Origin of the sequence: Paucisalibacillus algeriensis, assembly GCF_000577245.1 — a bacterium.
Taxonomy (GTDB): domain Bacteria; phylum Bacillota; class Bacilli; order Bacillales; family Amphibacillaceae; genus Ornithinibacillus.
Window position 1 is genome coordinate 414,064 of sequence record NZ_CBYO010000022.1, and the last position, 14,890, is coordinate 428,953.

A 14,890-nucleotide genomic window follows, 5' to 3' on the forward strand; every position below is an offset into this window, starting at 1 on the left:
CAAAAAGAAATTTTTTCATAATTATTATGTTCCTACTTGTAGGATGTACAACAAATCAAGAAGCAACACCAGAAAGAACTACCCCAAATGATCATCAATCACTGTCCAACTCTCGAGTTGACAATCATATCGATAAAAACAACACATTAGGAATTAGCCAAAAAGGTACAACTGAAAATTTAGATAACCGTGTAAGAAAAATTTCTTCTACTGAAGGATCTAGTAAGGAAGAACAATCATCAGAAAACACCGTCGAAAAACCCAAACAAAAAGCCACCGAAAAACCTAAAAAAGTAGATGTGAGAGGAATATACCTTAATCGAACCTCCATTAGAGAAGAAAATGTTCAACAATATATTGACCTTATTAAAAGCACAAACCTTAACGCTGTAGTTATCGACGTAAAGGATGACTACGGAAAGCTCACGTACGACTCCAATATTGAATTAGCAAACAAAATTGGTTCAGATTCAGGTCCAGCAACGAAAGACTTGAAAAAGTTAATTCAACGCTTTAAAGACGCTGGTATTTACACCATAGCACGTGTCGTTGTTTTCAAGGATCCTTTTTTAGCTAAGAATATGAGCGATTACGCAATGAAACGTAAAGACGGAACAGTCTGGCAAGATGCAGCTGGTACGAAATGGGTAGACCCATACAAAGAAGAAGTATGGAACTACGTCACCTCCATTGCACAGGAAGCCAGTGATAGTGGATTCGATGAAATTCAATACGACTATATTCGATTCCCAGAAAAAGGAAAACAAGTTGATCAAGAAGTAACGTATGATAATCCAAACAATCTCACGAAGTCTGAAAACATCTTAGCTTTCCTAAAACATTCAGAAAATCAACTACGTAACTATCCGGTATATGTTTCAGCAGATGTATTTGGTTTAGTAACGACTGCTTCTGACGACATGGGCATCGGTCAAGTTTGGGAAAACATCTCCACACATGTTGACTACATCTCACCGATGACCTACCCATCACACTATGCACCAGGATCATACGGTGTCCCGAATCCAGACCGTGCTCCATATGAAATCATGCTGCAAGCCATGATCGACGCGAAAGAACGAAACAAGAATCTTGAAGAAAAGGGCAAAGATGTTGCCGTCATTCGCCCGTGGGTTCAAGACTTTGACTATTTAAGCATATACACCGTAACCGACGTTAAAAAACAAATTCAAGCACTCCAAGACCAGAACATTACGCAATATTTAATATGGAATGCAGGAAATGACTATACCGTGGATGCTTATAAATGATTTAAATACCGCTGAGAGATCAGCGGTGTACATAGGTGATTATTGAAAATTGTTATCATAATGTTTATGTAGTACTTTTCCTTTTAAAAAATCATGAGTATTGTTGTCATCATCTTTTTTCTGTAATTTTGCTTTAAGAACACGAAGAGATATCGTATCATTCTTTTTCTATTTTCTCTTAAAAAAACATGATGAGACCTCTTATCATAAACTCTTTCCTGTATGTTCCCTTCAAAAACATGGAGACCTCGTCTCAGCATCTTTTTTCTGTGTTTTCTCTTCTAAAACACGAAGAGCATCTTTCATCATTTTCCTATATTTCACCTTTATAACCTAATCACAGTTTATTTAAATTACTTTATGCTTAAAAACCTTAAAAAACCTGTTCAACTTCCCTCCCTTTCCTCTTAAGCGTAATTTCACTAATCAATGTAGAACCCAATATCAAAATTCCGCCTATCATCTGCACAGTAGTCATATTTTCATTCAAGAATATTGCGGCAAATACGACCGCGGAAATAGGGTCAATATAACTTAATACAGCAATTGTTTGACCCTTTAACTTTTTCATGGAAGAAAAATATAAAAGGTAGGCTATGCCTGTATGTACAATTCCAAAAACTGCTAACAATAGGATTGACTGCATATCTAATCCTGCATAATTCATTTCCAGGGTCAGAAAAACATATGGGAACATAACAATTGTTGCAATGCCCAACTGCATTATTGTTGTCTCAAAATCTGATAAATTTCGAATAAATTTATTGATTAAAATAACACTTGCATAAAGTCCCGCAGCCAATAATCCATATCCAATCCCGACTGGATGATTGTATACACCACTTAAATTAACAGTACCTGGTTGAATCACTAAATACAAACCAATAAATGCAAATAAGATACTAATCGCTTTTTTCATTGTCCATCTTTCTTTTAGCAAAAATGGTGCTAATACCAAGACAAATATAGGAGCAAAATAGTAACTAAGTGTTGCATTAGGAATTGTTGTGTAACGATAGGCCTCGAATAAAAAGATCCAGTTAAATCCCATCGCCGTGCCGGAAAGTATGAGTAGTGCTATATTTCGTTTTGACATTAACTTTATATTAACTTTTTGCTTAATAAAAAAGCTTGCAGCTATTAAAAACACACTACCAATTGCCCCACGAAAAAGAGCAATCTCACTTGAGGATAAATCAATATTTTTCACAAATAAACCAAGACTTCCAAAAATAAGCATAACTAAAATAAATGTTGCCTTTGCCCCCATGAATACTTCCCCCTGCTTTTTTACAACCTCATATTAATGAATAATATAGCACAAAATAACGAATGGAAAGGAGAATATACATGCAAAATAATCGTAAATTTACGAAAGCTGGTACTGATATTGAAGAAACGAAGCGCAAGAATGCTGAATCAGGACTTTCCTATAACGAAGTAAAAGCTTTGTTAGCTCAAACTGGTGGACATGGTACCGCAAAATATAGTGACACAGATCCAAATGAAATAAAAAGACAAATTCAACAGGATTTATCAGAGTAATGAAGGAGGTACCATAATGCCCGATAAAGATTTTGAACAAATTTATAATGAATACAAAAATCAAGGAGAACAGCAAGCTACCCCAAACCAAGAGGACACATCTAAAGACCAAATTGTGGCCGTCCGAAAAAATGACGATGGGGATATCATTGCGTTTAAAACTGATTCAGGTAAAGAGCTGGATTATATTACTGCACTGGATGAGGCAAAGGCTGGAAACCTTGCCAATATAGATGTTTTCCATAAGTATGGACGGGACATCATACGCAGCGAACCAGATGGAATTAAGGAAAATAACTTAGATAATTTACCAGAATTCTAATTTTAATAAGCAGTCTCTTATTTATGAGGCTGCTTACATCCCAATACAACCCTAATCGATTGTAAATTTACTTACCATATAGTGTTCCCAGACGTTCTAGTTTCCTATATTTCTTTTACCTTACTTATTCTCTTATTAGGAAAACAATGACATCCTGTACAAAGGTCCGTTTTAAACTAAGTTGCCCCATTCGTACTAATACCTCCTTTATTGTGCTAGATCTCCCGTTAGCTATCTAGGGAATCTACTTATTATTGTTTTGCATTAACTCTTCTCGTAACTTTTTAATTTCCTTGGTCTGTTCAAGAAGGTTATTATTGACCTTCCTTATTGCGTCATATAGTGCGAAGACCCCCGCAAAAATCAGAACTAAAAATAGTGATTCCATGCTTTCCCCTCTTTCAACTTTAATTAACACACTCTTTAGATGAAAACCTTGATACAACAAAAAAAATCGCACAGTGCATTTGATTGCGTTTCTGTGCGATTCTGTAGGAGTTTTATGGTGTGTGCACCTCTCAACGGTACCGTTAAAATAAAGCTATCTCTCTAACTTTGCATCTATTTCCGATGTATCGACTTCTTGTCCAAACCACTTTTCTAGTTTTTCTCGTGCTCTTGCTTTTTCATGGTCATCAACATGAACAGCTACTTGTATTAATGCTGCAGTCAATATTCCTAAATCATCTATAAACCCAGCTCCAAAGGCAACGTCCGGAATTAGATCAATAGGCAAGATAAAGTACCCAAGAGCTCCTAAAATAGTAGCCTTAACCTTCACCGGGATCTCCGGTTTCTGCAACGTATAATATAAGATTAGTACTGCATAAATCGCTGATGAACCTGCCTTCTTCGCAAACTTACGAATCTTTTTCCATAGTTTATCATCAGAATAATGCTTGCCATGTATATGAATTTCTTGCTCATCCATAACTTCCACTTCTTGTTTAATCTCTTCTCTTTGAGCATTATCTATTTTTTCCCTTTTGAACTTTTCAAACATTATATCACCTCGGATAAGTTCGAATCTTTACTGGTTTTCTTAATTTCATCATAATCTTTTCTGTTTCATGAGTAAAGCCATGTTTGTCAAATTTTGCTTCGACAGGATTGGCTTAATAACCTTGTTTTTTAGACACTTTCAACTATACTATAGTCAAGGAGGTGAGATAATTTGGAACAGGAAACAATGTTTAAGGAAATTATGAATGCTTTTAAATTGCATTCAGAACACATTGGTCAAAAGTTCGACAAGCGCTTTGACGAAATGGACAAACCCTTTGACAAGCTTGAAACTAAAATTGATGGAATTCGCTTGGACTTAACAGAACCACAAAAGACGATAAACTTTTTGCTACGCAAAGTAACTGATCACGATGAAAAACTTCTTGAGCTATCCCAGCAGCAAAAATAAATTCCCCGTGCTGCAAATACCAGTAATTAAATAAAATACCTTCACCCAAATTACTGGAGTGAAGGTATTTTAATTTTATCTTAGTTATTATTTTCAATTTATCCATCTACATTAATCAATATCTTACCCGTATGCTCCCTATTCTCTATTACCCGATGAGCCTCAGCAACCTTATTCAACGGATACTCCGCATCAATAACCATGTTCAAACTGCCATTAGCTAATAACGGAATGACTTTATCTGCCGCTTCTTTTAACAAATATGGCCTTTTCTTACGTGTATTCCCAAGACTAAAACCTAATACAGACCGACAACTCGCATGAAGTTCCTTCGTTTTAAAGTTTCCAACTTCTCCACTTGAATTCCCAAAATGGACTAATCTCCCGTATTCAGCCAAGCACCCCATACTTCCCTCTGAAACCTTACCTGACATGGAATCTAAGACCACATCAACCCCAACTCCATTTGTTAAATCTAATGTATTATTCAGAAAGTCATGATATGTAAACACATAATCTGCTCCAGCATCGAGAGCAACATCAATTTTTTTGCTACTTCCAACTGTTCCTATTACCATTCCTGCTCCTAGAAGTTTTGCCATCTGGATTGCCGTTGTTCCAACGCCACCTGCCGCAGAATGAACAAGGACTGTTTCTCCTTTTATAAGCCTGCCAATATCTTTCAGAAGCATATAAGACAAAAACGAAACAATCGGACTTGCTGCAGCAACCTCATCAGAGATTGTATCTGGAATTGGAAACGTTAACTGCTCTGTAGCAACTGCATATTCTGCATAGGAACCATTTTTAGGAAAAGCAATTACCCTTTGCCCTATTTCTAGATTATCCACTCCTTCTCCTACTTTTTCAATCGTCCCTACCAAATCTAAACCTAAAATTAATGGAAAATTTCCATTTCCCTTATTACCGATTCTACTTTTGATATCTGCATAATTTACACTCGTTTTCGAAACTCTAATAAGTACTTCTCGACTCGATAGTGTTGGCTCAGCAACTTCTTTATACTTTAATACTTCAGGTCCACCAAATTTCTCTATAATGACAGCTTTCATAACACTTCGCCCTCTCTAAATGTGTACTTGGCTTGGAATCTTATTATATCAAATATGTAAAAAACAAGGACTAGTATAATAAAGAAAATGAGCGCGAAACCCCGCGCTCATCAATATATCCTTATTTCCTTCGCTCCACCATATTAATCCCAATTCCCATCGCCAATACCCCAATCAACAACATTAATGCAATCGGTAGTAAGATATCGTTCCAACCTGCATTATATAGAGCAACATCCATCATCGCTTCCACCCCATGGGAAAGTGGAAAGATATCTGCGATGAATTGAAGGACAGGATTCGTTATCGTTCCTGGTTGCATATAGACACCGCTTATGACTGGAATTATCGGAATTAGAGAAGGGTAAACCATATAAAACTGTTCCGGTGTTTTCACGAATCCGGTAATAAGCATAGCTACACTAATCATACTAAGGGTGAATGCTGCAGCAATGGTTACAATCATCGCGAAATTTCCTAATTCATATCCCAATATATACTTAAAAATGAGAAATACAATCATCATTTGAAAAAATGCCACACAAAAACTATAAAACAAATGACCAATATACATATTCGTCTTACTAACAGGAGATAGAATTAACCGATTCCATATGCCACTTACTTTATCTGCTGTAATTCCATTTACTTTGAAACCAATGGTAAACATTGCAACAAATAGAGTAAAGCCAAATAAGAGCTGCATCCCCATATCATAATTCGCTATATCTCCACCATCTATTGACTCTGTTTGTACCTTTAACGGTGGAGATTCCAAGTATTCTGCAACTTCTTTTCTCAAATCTAAAGTACTATTAGTTCCAGCCGCTGCCACAAGCTTTGCTTCCTCTGTAAAAACTTGTTGAACATGTTGTTCGACAATAAAGACACCTGGCATTTCAGTAGCAGTAATTAAGCGATAATCATTCTCCATTAGTTGAAGTGCAACATCACTTTCCCCTTCTAGGACCTCTGCATGTGCTTCTTCCTTATCCATCAATACATATTCAATCGAATCATGGTTATCTAACAATTCTATCCATTTCTGCTCGATTTCTTCTGCATTTGGTTCCGTACTGTATACAGAGACTGTAGATTGCTCAATTCGATCAATATCACCGAATATAATAGTTGCTAAAATGCTCAATCCAATAAATAAAAGAATAAGATATGGTCTCCGTTTATCCTTCATCCATTGTGCCAAAAACACTGGGTACATTAGTTACGCCCCCTTCCAGGAAAAATAGCCATGCCCAACATAAGAAACACAATAAAGTATCCAAAAAGAATGCCCATTGGTATTACTAAATTCCCAGAATTATTAAGTTGAATCCATTCCAGTATCACTGTCAGTGACAAACCATTTGGTGTCCATTCTCCAATACGTTGAAGAAAGGCTGGTAGAATTTGAATGGGAGTGAAATTTCCGCCAAGGACAGCCATTGACATAATAATCAAGGAAAAAATTCCACTTGCTGCATTGGTGTCTTGTAAATTTAAGGTTATGCTTGTAAATAATGCAGTTAACCCCGAAATAGTAAGAGCAAATGCAGTAATAACGATTAGTAGACCAATCCAAAATTCCAGAGATTTATCTGGAAACACATCAAACAATAATTGACTTATTGTGAACGTGATAATGATTTGTAACCAAGAAAGAATAAATGTAGCTAGTGTTTTTCCCATTAGATAGTGGAATGGATGGCTTCCTGTCAAAATAATCCGATTAAAAACACGTTCCCTCTTTTCGGTGACGGTTTTCATTGCTAATGTCTGTGCCATAAATAAGGCAAATAGAGTACTCATTGCAATGGTAATATATTGGGTAAAACTATACGTTTCTACTCCTTCAATTACTTCTCTTCCCCCTTGTGGAAGTAGCGGTTCCTGTGCTTCACCTTCCGCTATGGTCCCAAGAGCAAGTTCTAAATTAATCGATTCAATAAAGTTGTTCATCATATTTTGTAGTGTATTTAGCTCATTCGATTGTTCTTCCGCTTGAATTGATAAGGCTACGTCCGCTTCTTCGTCTAACATGATCGAAGAAAGAATGGCATAAGTAAAACCTTCAGGAATCCTTACAAAGGCATGCAAATCTCCTTCTTCTACCAACTCAACAGCTTCTGCTTCACTCACGTTTTTCGTATGAATCACTTGCTTTATTTCCGGATTGTCAAAAAAACTGATAATCATTTCACTAGGATTAAAAACAGACGTTTGTTGAAGTATGGCCTCTTTTTCTGCCTGGTCTAAATCCATTTCATTTACTGCTTCTTCAAATCGCTCAAGTCCCTCTAGAGAATTGTCCTCCTCTACAATTCCTACCTGAATGTCCATTGATTCCCCATCATCCGTAAACAAACCAGATAAAGCTACATTTAATACAACAATGAGAATAATAGGAAGTAAAAGAGCAATAAGAACTTCTTTACGATCTCTCCAAAATACGAGTAAATCTTTTTTTAAAAATGAGCCCATATGATTACTCCTCTCTTAATCTCGCAATGTTTTCCCTGTTAAATGGAGAAACACGTCTTCTAGACTTGGATCTTCCATTTGAAAGTGGATAATTTGAATATCTACCTTTTCTGCAGCATGTACTAAGTCAGAAAGGATATTACTGCCCTTTTTCGAAATAACACGAATTCCTTCATTTGTTTCTTCCACACGACGAACAGCCTCCATTCCTTTAATACTTTCAAGCAATGGATAACTCTTTTTACTTAGCTGAATTTGAATCGTATCCTCTGTCGATAATATACTCAATAACTCCGATTTACTCCCGGAAGCTACTACTCTACCATGATCCATAATGTACACTCGATTACATAATTGCTCCACTTCCTCCATATAATGACTCGTGTAAAGAATAGTCATTCCCGTTTCTTCATTTAACTTCTTCACTGTTTCCAAGATATGGTTTCTAGATTGTGGATCAATTCCAACAGTCGGTTCATCCAGAATGAGAATCTTTGGTTTATGCAACAATGCTGCTGCGATATTAACCCTTCTTTTCATTCCACCTGAAAAGGTCTTAACTAGCTCCTTTTGTCGATCTTTCAGACCCACCATTTCTAACACTTCTTGAATACGAATTTCTAATAATTCTTTTTTTACTTTATAAATCTTCCCGAAAAACTTCAGATTTTCATATGCTGAAAGTTCTTCATATAAGGCGATTTCCTGTGGAACAACCCCTAGCACTTTTCTAATCTCTGAAGGGTTTTTAATGGTACTTTTCCCATTCAACTTTACATCCCCTGATGTTGGTTTTAACAAGGAGGAAATCATCGATATTGTGGTAGATTTACCTGCCCCATTTGGTCCAAGTAATCCAACTGATTCCCCTTCATCCAAATACATATCAATTTCATCCACTGCTTTTTTCTCTTTAAATGTTTTACTAAGCTTTATCGTTTCGAGCATCTTAGTACACTCCTTTTATAATTCAAATTCGTTTATCCTTTTTTAATGTATAAAAAAAGAAACAACGTCACCACTATCTTCAGTCACGATGTTTCCTAATAACCGTTACTTTCATCATTTTTACTAATCTTATACCAAATTATGGCGAATGGCATAGATGGCAAGTTGTGTACGATCCCTTAGTTCGAGTTTGTTTAAAATTTGACTTGTATTATTCTTCACGGTACCAATGGATATAGCAAGTCTTTCGGCAATCTCACCATTACTTAATCCTTCACCTATACACTTTAATATGTCCCTTTCCCGTGGTGTTAAGGTAGGATCAGGTTGTTTATTTTCCTCCTGTTTCAACAGAATAGGCATTACTTTTGCTGCGACATGATCTTCTATCGATAGTCCTCCCGTTAAGGCACTTCGAATGGAGCGAAGCAGGGATTCCGTATCTCCTGTTTTTAACACATACCCACTCACGCCAATTTTTAATGATTCCAAAACGTATTGATTATCATCAAATGTTGTTAATATTAATATTTTCGTATTGGGCCATCTGGAGTGAATGACTTTGGCTGCCTCAATTCCATCCATTACAGGCATACGAATATCGAGAATAACAATATCAAAGGACTGTTTTTCACAAAGTAAAATTGCCTCTTTTCCATGATTTGCTTCCCCGGTTACCTTCATCTCTTCATCGGACTCAATCATTTTTTTCAGGCCCTGCCTTACCATCACCTGATCTTCTGCCAGTAATATCCGAACCATGATCTATCCCCATTTCTATTTTAAAATAGCCCCTAATAATGAACTGTTCATCTGTTTGAAAGACTTCCAAATCTCCGCCGAATCGTTCTAATCGTTCCCGCATGGAAATTAGACCGAATCCTTCTTGATACTGTTGATGTTCGGTAATGGGATTATTAATTTCAAAACGAAAAATACTCCCACCCGGTGCCTCAAACATAATCTCTGCTTCCCTTGAGGTGCTATGCTTCATAATATTCGTAAGTGCCTCCTGAACGGAACGATAAATGACAAAAGCCTGTTCACCAGTAAGTGGAGCCGTAGAAGCACCATGCTTCACAGAAAAGTGAATCCGCATAAAGCTTTCCATTTCTAATTTGCGAATTAATCGTAATACTCCTGGGAGCCCTCCCGTTTCACTCGTTTTAAGTGATTTAACTGCCCGTCTAGTTTCCTCTAGACTCTCACTAGCAAGCCATTTTAGCGATTGAACGTGCTCCTTATCCTTTTCAGATACATCAAGCCGAAATGCTTCTAGCTGCAAGAGGAGAGCAGTCAGTTTATGTCCAACTGAATCATGGATTTCATGAGCAATCAACATTCGTTCTTCCTGTCTGGTGACTTCATCATCCGATACTCTTCTTCGTTTGAGACTTCGATATTCACTAAGTAGCGCTTCATATCGAGCTTCCAAATCATCTGATTGTCCTTTTGTTTTTTTATATACTAGCATTGCTGCAATGAAAAGAATCCAATAAAGAGAAATAAATATTCGTATGTATAGGGGTAGTTCCATGTTGAAGGAAGCTACTAGAATGCTTATGAAAATAAATATTGCCAGTAACAAGCTGTCTCTAAAGTTCAAGTAATAAAAACCTTCCGCAATCACGAGGGTTAAGATGAGTAGAAGGTATGGATTAAATGCTACCCCATTAATAGGATAGAGAGTAAGAATTGCAATGATTCCATTCATCCCTAATAGGAATAGTAAAGGTTTTGGTTTCTGTTTCCATAACGGGGTAATGAAAAAAATTGTAAAATATAGTGCCGTTCCAAGAAGCTTAAGAGTCATATTATCTATCTTTTGGTTAAAATATAGAAGAGCAAATGGCCAAACTATTATATTGAACAGTAACCATAACCAGTAAGACCTCATTTTTCCTGCCCCTTTCTTACTTACAATATTTTACCATACAAACGGCACTGTGGGGGGAAGGTCCCCCGGCCTTTTTATACCTCCTATTATTGAAGTACTATGCTCATTGTATCAATACTGGATAATATTGGGATAGTCCTGTGGTATAAAAATAAGGAATGTAACACTACCTTTCTATATTTATAATAGAAACTAAACATGCTTTGGTGGCATTATTTTTTCAAGACATAATAGTTACTTTTGTCACCTTTCCTAATCAATGTACGATTCTATATAAAATTGGGATAAAATTGGATGAGAAAAACTACTATCCACTTTCATTTTTGTGCATAATGTTATAATAGTCTACAAATCTAGGGAATGAAGGGTGAAAAAACAATGCCAAAACTAAGACATATTTTCTTTCTCTTGTTGCTACTCGGTGTGCTTTGGCATTTTTACGGGGAAGCATTTCAGAAATCGGGATTCTCAGGTACGATCGATGAAATGAAAAGTGATATAGAAGGAATAAAAGAGAATCCTAGTGTAGCTCTAACCATTGATACCATCAAACAAGAAATTGAACTGCTTTGGAATCAGTTCTCCAAAGACAAACAGGATGACACACCAACAACTCCTGTACCTGATGCTCCAAATTTACAACAACCAACGGAACAAACATTTTCCGTTTATAATATTGAAATAGGAGATACGCGTGCTGAGGTAGAAAAACAACTTAGCGAGCCGAAGCGTTCCACATTAAATGAATACGGTGTGGAGTGGGTTACCTATCATGAAAACTACCATAACTTTCTAATGGTAGCATTTGATTCCTCCGATCAAGTAGCTGGACTTTATACAAATCAAGACTTATTAACTTCTACAGCAGGAATAACATTTAATAGTACAAGAGATGAAGTATTGTCTACTTTAGATGATCCAATTAAAGCCATTCGAAAAGGACGAATCCTTTATCAAGTGCAGGATACAAAAGAGTACAACACTTTCTTGATTGATAACAATTATGTCACGATTTTTTATGATATCCATGAAAATAATACTGTAACAGCCATTCAAATGATTAGTGCAGAACTTGAAAAAGAGAAAAAAGCATTTTTTGGTAAGCCAAATTCTGACTTAAAAGAAGGCCTAGAATATCAATTATTTGACCTAACCAATGCTGCTAGAGTAAATCATGGACTACCGGTTCTTTCCTGGGAAGAACCCCTACGCAAAACAGCTCAAGACCATAGTGCAGACATGGCAAAAAACAATTATTTCAGTCACGAAAACTTAGAAGGAAAATCTCCCTTTGATCGGATGGCAGATGATGCGATATCATACCGAGCCGCAGGTGAAAATCTCGCAACAGGTCAACCAAGTAGTATCTTTGCTCACGAGGGCCTGATGAATTCACTTGGTCATAGGGAAAACATATTAAAAACTGAATTTGAATCTTTAGCGGTGGGGGTTGCTTTTAATTCAGATAACCAACCATTTTACACAGAAAATTTCTTGATGAAGTAAATGAGACGAAGGGTCAGGTCTGTTGTCCCGGGATAGAGGGTCAGGTCTATTGTCCCACCAACTGGGACGATAAACCTGACCCTTTGTCCCTTCTAAACTGTTATACTATGGTTAGGTGATATGATGACGAACGTAGTGAAAATCTCAGTTAGAAATTTAGTTGAATATGTGTATCGAAGCGGCAGTATTGAGTCTGGTTTTCGTACGTCTTCTACCATGACCGAAGGAACTAGAATCCATCAACTAATCCAAAAAAGCTATCGTGAACAAGATGAAAAGGAAGTTTTTGTCGATGCAGAAATTCCTTATGAAGACTTCGTTGTTCGAGTTGATGGGCGTTGTGATGGATTGCTTAAGGATGGAGACTCAATCACAATCGATGAAATAAAGTCCACGGTACATTCTTTGGATGAGGTTCAGGAGGATACGCATCCAGTGCACTGGGCTCAGGCTATTTTTTATGGATATATTTATGCCGGAGACCATGATTTATCACAAATGACTATTCAACTTACTTATGTACAAGTAAAAACAATGGAACAAAAGCAATTTCGACGTGTGATGACGTATGAGGAAATGAAATCCTTCGTCTATGAAGTGATCGAGGAATATGCTGCATTTTTAAAAGTGAAGATAACGCAGAAGATAAAGCGTAATAAGACAAGTAAAACACTGGAATTTCCATTTAAAACTTATCGTGAAGGTCAACGGAAACTTGCAGGTGCAGTATATAAAACCATTGTAGATAAAAGAACATTATTCGCAAGTGCTTCCACAGGGATTGGTAAAACAATTTCAACTATCTTTCCTACTGTCAAAGCAATTGGAGAAGGTAAACTGGAGAAAATGTTTTATTTAACTGCAAAAACAATTACGCGAACAGCTGCAGAAGAAGCATTTCGACTATTGATTGATCACGGTCTAGATATTCAGGTTCTGACCATAACTGCCAAAGATAAAATTTGCTTTCAAGAGGAAACTATTTGTACCAGTGTAAATTGTCCATTCGCAGATGGGTTTTATGACCGAATAAATGGAGCGATTATTGATATTTTGAAGCATGAAAAGATGATGAATCGGAGCATTATCGAACTGTACGCTAGAAAGCATCGGGTTTGTCCATTTGAATTTTCTATAGAATTGGCCTATACAGTGGATGCTGTCATTTGTGATTATAATTATATTTTTGACCCGAGAGTATCGTTGAAGCGTTTGATGGAAGATCAGAAGAAGAAAACCGCAATACTAGTGGATGAGGCACACAACTTAGTTGATCGTGCCAGAGAAATGTATTCTGCTGAAATTTATAAGTCCAACTTTTTGCAGTTGAAAAGAGAGTTTAATAGCCCTATTGCAAATTCGGCTAAAGCCATCAATGAACACTTATTAAAGGTTAAGAAGTCTGAGGAGTACTTGCGTAAGGACTTAGATAAGGAACTAGTAGAATTACTCGAAACGTTCATCATGGAGGCTGAGGTAGAACTAGTACGTAATAACCACGAATTATTGCTAGACACGTATTTTGCCGCTCAAACCTTTGTAAAAATTGCTAAATTGTACAATGAACAATTTGTCAGTTATGTAGAGGTCCATAAGAGTGAAGTGAAGATGAAGTTATTTTGCCTTGATCCATCAGAGCAAATTCTAAAGATGGGAAAAGGTTTTCGGGCTAGAGTATTCTTTTCAGCAACATTAACACCTGCAGGGTATTATAAAGATTTACTTGGCGGACAACCTGATGATTATGTTATCTCCATCCCATCACCTTTTGCGAGAGAAAATGTAGAAGTCATTATACAACCGTTCTCAACGAGATATCGGGATAGAGAAAATACCATGATTCCAATGGTACACTTTTTCAAAAATGTGTTAGATAAGAAGGATGGAAATTTCTTAATCTTCTTCCCTTCCTATCAATATATGAGAGATGCATATGAACAATTTATCGTTCATTATCCAGACGTGTGTACGATTATTCAAGATGTGGGAATGTCAGAAGTAGAAAGAGAAGATTTTCTGGCAGAATTTAAGTCGAAACGAGCCGATAGATTGGTAGGTTTTGCTGTCCTTGGTGGAATTTTTTCAGAGGGTGTGGATTTAAAAGGAGACCGATTACAAGGTGTTATTGTAGTTGGGGTTGGAATGCCACAGATTGGTTTTGAGAGAAATATAATGAAAGACTATTTCCAATCGGTTGGAAGGAATGGCTTCGATTATGCCTATGTTTATCCTGGAATGAATAAAGTACTCCAAGCTGGTGGCCGACTTATTCGTTCGGACTCTGATACTGGATTAATAGCATTGGTAGATGATCGATTTCTACAGAATAAGTACCAGACACTAATACCTTATGAATGGCAGCATTACACAGTTGTTGATTAATAAAGCGGGACAGAGGGTCAGGTTTGTTGTCCCAACTGGGACGATAAACCTGAC

General features: G+C 36.7%; 15 protein-coding genes. 6 read left to right on the top strand and 9 right to left on the bottom strand.

What is annotated here, in order from left to right:
- Positions 1-26: 26 nt before the first annotated feature.
- Positions 27-1,271, top strand: a complete 1,245-nt coding sequence (locus TY11_RS18200; RefSeq protein ID WP_052345894.1) for a putative glycoside hydrolase — start codon at positions 27-29, stop codon at positions 1,269-1,271.
- A 373-nt stretch (positions 1,272-1,644) separates the two neighbouring features.
- Here TY11_RS18200 and TY11_RS18205 read toward each other — a convergent pair whose 3' ends face one another.
- Positions 1,645-2,541 carry a DMT family transporter gene (locus tag TY11_RS18205; protein WP_042149600.1) on the bottom strand — a complete coding sequence of 299 codons (897 nt, stop codon included), beginning with the start codon at positions 2,539-2,541 and terminating at the stop codon, positions 1,645-1,647.
- A gap of 80 nt (positions 2,542-2,621) precedes the next feature.
- Here TY11_RS18205 and TY11_RS18210 point away from each other — a divergent pair, with 80 nt between their 5' ends.
- A complete protein-coding gene (locus TY11_RS18210; protein ID WP_081755985.1) occupies positions 2,622-2,816 on the top strand; it encodes a gamma-type small acid-soluble spore protein in 195 nt (64 codons plus the stop codon).
- Between the two features lie 16 nt (positions 2,817-2,832).
- Entirely contained in the window at positions 2,833-3,138 is a 306-nt protein-coding gene (locus TY11_RS18215) for a DUF3892 domain-containing protein (RefSeq protein ID WP_042149606.1), read from the top strand.
- A 244-nt stretch (positions 3,139-3,382) separates the two neighbouring features.
- Here the strand turns inward: TY11_RS18215 and TY11_RS20725 are convergent, their stop codons facing one another.
- Together TY11_RS20725 and TY11_RS18220 are read right to left on the bottom strand one after the other, a co-directional pair.
- On the bottom strand, positions 3,383-3,526 hold the full coding sequence (locus tag TY11_RS20725; protein WP_197025118.1) for a hypothetical protein: 144 nt from the start codon (positions 3,524-3,526) through the stop codon (positions 3,383-3,385).
- A gap of 153 nt (positions 3,527-3,679) precedes the next feature.
- Positions 3,680-4,069 carry a YkvA family protein gene (locus tag TY11_RS18220; RefSeq protein WP_042150435.1) on the bottom strand — a complete coding sequence of 130 codons (390 nt, stop codon included), beginning with the start codon at positions 4,067-4,069 and terminating at the stop codon, positions 3,680-3,682.
- 243 nt (positions 4,070-4,312) lie between these two features.
- Between TY11_RS18220 and TY11_RS18225 the strand changes: the two genes are divergently transcribed.
- A complete protein-coding gene (locus TY11_RS18225; RefSeq protein ID WP_042149609.1) occupies positions 4,313-4,552 on the top strand; it encodes a hypothetical protein in 240 nt (79 codons plus the stop codon).
- Positions 4,553-4,650: 98 nt separating this feature from the next.
- On the opposite strand, the gene TY11_RS18230 is transcribed toward TY11_RS18225, so the two are convergent.
- The 6 genes from TY11_RS18230 to TY11_RS18255 all read right to left on the bottom strand — a co-directional run bounded on the left by TY11_RS18230 (position 4,651) and on the right by TY11_RS18255 (position 10,948).
- Entirely contained in the window at positions 4,651-5,625 is a 975-nt protein-coding gene (locus TY11_RS18230; protein ID WP_042149612.1) for a quinone oxidoreductase family protein, read from the bottom strand.
- Between the two features lie 121 nt (positions 5,626-5,746).
- The gene (locus TY11_RS18235) at positions 5,747-6,844 is read right to left on the bottom strand and encodes an ABC transporter permease (protein WP_042149615.1); all 1,098 of its coding nucleotides are present in this window, start codon (positions 6,842-6,844) and stop codon (positions 5,747-5,749) included.
- Positions 6,844-8,103: an ABC transporter permease gene (locus TY11_RS18240; RefSeq protein WP_042149619.1), complete on the bottom strand. Its 1,260-nt coding sequence runs from the start codon at positions 8,101-8,103 to the stop codon at positions 6,844-6,846. Before TY11_RS18240 ends, TY11_RS18235 begins: the two co-directional genes overlap by 1 nt.
- A 15-nt stretch (positions 8,104-8,118) precedes the next feature.
- Entirely contained in the window at positions 8,119-9,051 is a 933-nt protein-coding gene (locus TY11_RS18245) for a daunorubicin resistance protein DrrA family ABC transporter ATP-binding protein (protein ID WP_042149623.1), read from the bottom strand.
- Between the two features lie 129 nt (positions 9,052-9,180).
- Complete coding sequence (locus tag TY11_RS18250; protein WP_042149626.1) at positions 9,181-9,813, bottom strand: response regulator; 633 nt, start codon at positions 9,811-9,813, stop codon at positions 9,181-9,183.
- Positions 9,749-10,948 carry a sensor histidine kinase gene (locus TY11_RS18255; protein ID WP_042149629.1) on the bottom strand — a complete coding sequence of 400 codons (1,200 nt, stop codon included), beginning with the start codon at positions 10,946-10,948 and terminating at the stop codon, positions 9,749-9,751. Before TY11_RS18255 ends, TY11_RS18250 begins: the two co-directional genes overlap by 65 nt.
- A 378-nt stretch (positions 10,949-11,326) precedes the next feature.
- Here TY11_RS18255 and TY11_RS18260 point away from each other — a divergent pair, with 378 nt between their 5' ends.
- Both TY11_RS18260 and TY11_RS18265 read left to right on the top strand, forming a co-directional pair.
- A complete protein-coding gene (locus tag TY11_RS18260) occupies positions 11,327-12,454 on the top strand; it encodes a CAP domain-containing protein (RefSeq protein ID WP_052345895.1) in 1,128 nt (375 codons plus the stop codon).
- Positions 12,455-12,577: 123 nt separating this feature from the next.
- Positions 12,578-14,836, top strand: coding sequence for an ATP-dependent DNA helicase (locus TY11_RS18265; RefSeq protein WP_042149633.1), 2,259 nt, complete (start codon positions 12,578-12,580; stop codon positions 14,834-14,836).
- Positions 14,837-14,890: the final 54 nt, after the last annotated feature.

What these genes read in the sequence shown, in the direction of transcription:
- TY11_RS18265 (WP_042149633.1), top strand. Translation starts at nt 12,578, where the DNA reads ATGACGAACGTAGTGAAAATCTCAGTTAGAAATTTAGTTGAATATGTG.
- TY11_RS18220 (WP_042150435.1), bottom strand. Translation starts at nt 4,069, where the DNA reads ATGGATGAGCAAGAAATTCATATACATGGCAAGCATTATTCTGATGAT.
- TY11_RS18260 (WP_052345895.1), top strand. Translation starts at nt 11,327, where the DNA reads ATGCCAAAACTAAGACATATTTTCTTTCTCTTGTTGCTACTCGGTGTG.
- TY11_RS18210 (WP_081755985.1), top strand. Translation starts at nt 2,622, where the DNA reads ATGCAAAATAATCGTAAATTTACGAAAGCTGGTACTGATATTGAAGAA.
- TY11_RS18255 (WP_042149629.1), bottom strand. Translation starts at nt 10,948, where the DNA reads ATGAGGTCTTACTGGTTATGGTTACTGTTCAATATAATAGTTTGGCCA.
- TY11_RS18245 (WP_042149623.1), bottom strand. Translation starts at nt 9,051, where the DNA reads ATGCTCGAAACGATAAAGCTTAGTAAAACATTTAAAGAGAAAAAAGCA.
- TY11_RS18200 (WP_052345894.1), top strand. Translation starts at nt 27, where the DNA reads ATGTTCCTACTTGTAGGATGTACAACAAATCAAGAAGCAACACCAGAA.
- TY11_RS18240 (WP_042149619.1), bottom strand. Translation starts at nt 8,103, where the DNA reads ATGGGCTCATTTTTAAAAAAAGATTTACTCGTATTTTGGAGAGATCGT.
- TY11_RS18230 (WP_042149612.1), bottom strand. Translation starts at nt 5,625, where the DNA reads ATGAAAGCTGTCATTATAGAGAAATTTGGTGGACCTGAAGTATTAAAG.
- TY11_RS20725 (WP_197025118.1), bottom strand. Translation starts at nt 3,526, where the DNA reads ATGGAATCACTATTTTTAGTTCTGATTTTTGCGGGGGTCTTCGCACTA.
- TY11_RS18250 (WP_042149626.1), bottom strand. Translation starts at nt 9,813, where the DNA reads ATGGTTCGGATATTACTGGCAGAAGATCAGGTGATGGTAAGGCAGGGC.
- TY11_RS18215 (WP_042149606.1), top strand. Translation starts at nt 2,833, where the DNA reads ATGCCCGATAAAGATTTTGAACAAATTTATAATGAATACAAAAATCAA.
- TY11_RS18205 (WP_042149600.1), bottom strand. Translation starts at nt 2,541, where the DNA reads ATGGGGGCAAAGGCAACATTTATTTTAGTTATGCTTATTTTTGGAAGT.
- TY11_RS18235 (WP_042149615.1), bottom strand. Translation starts at nt 6,844, where the DNA reads ATGTACCCAGTGTTTTTGGCACAATGGATGAAGGATAAACGGAGACCA.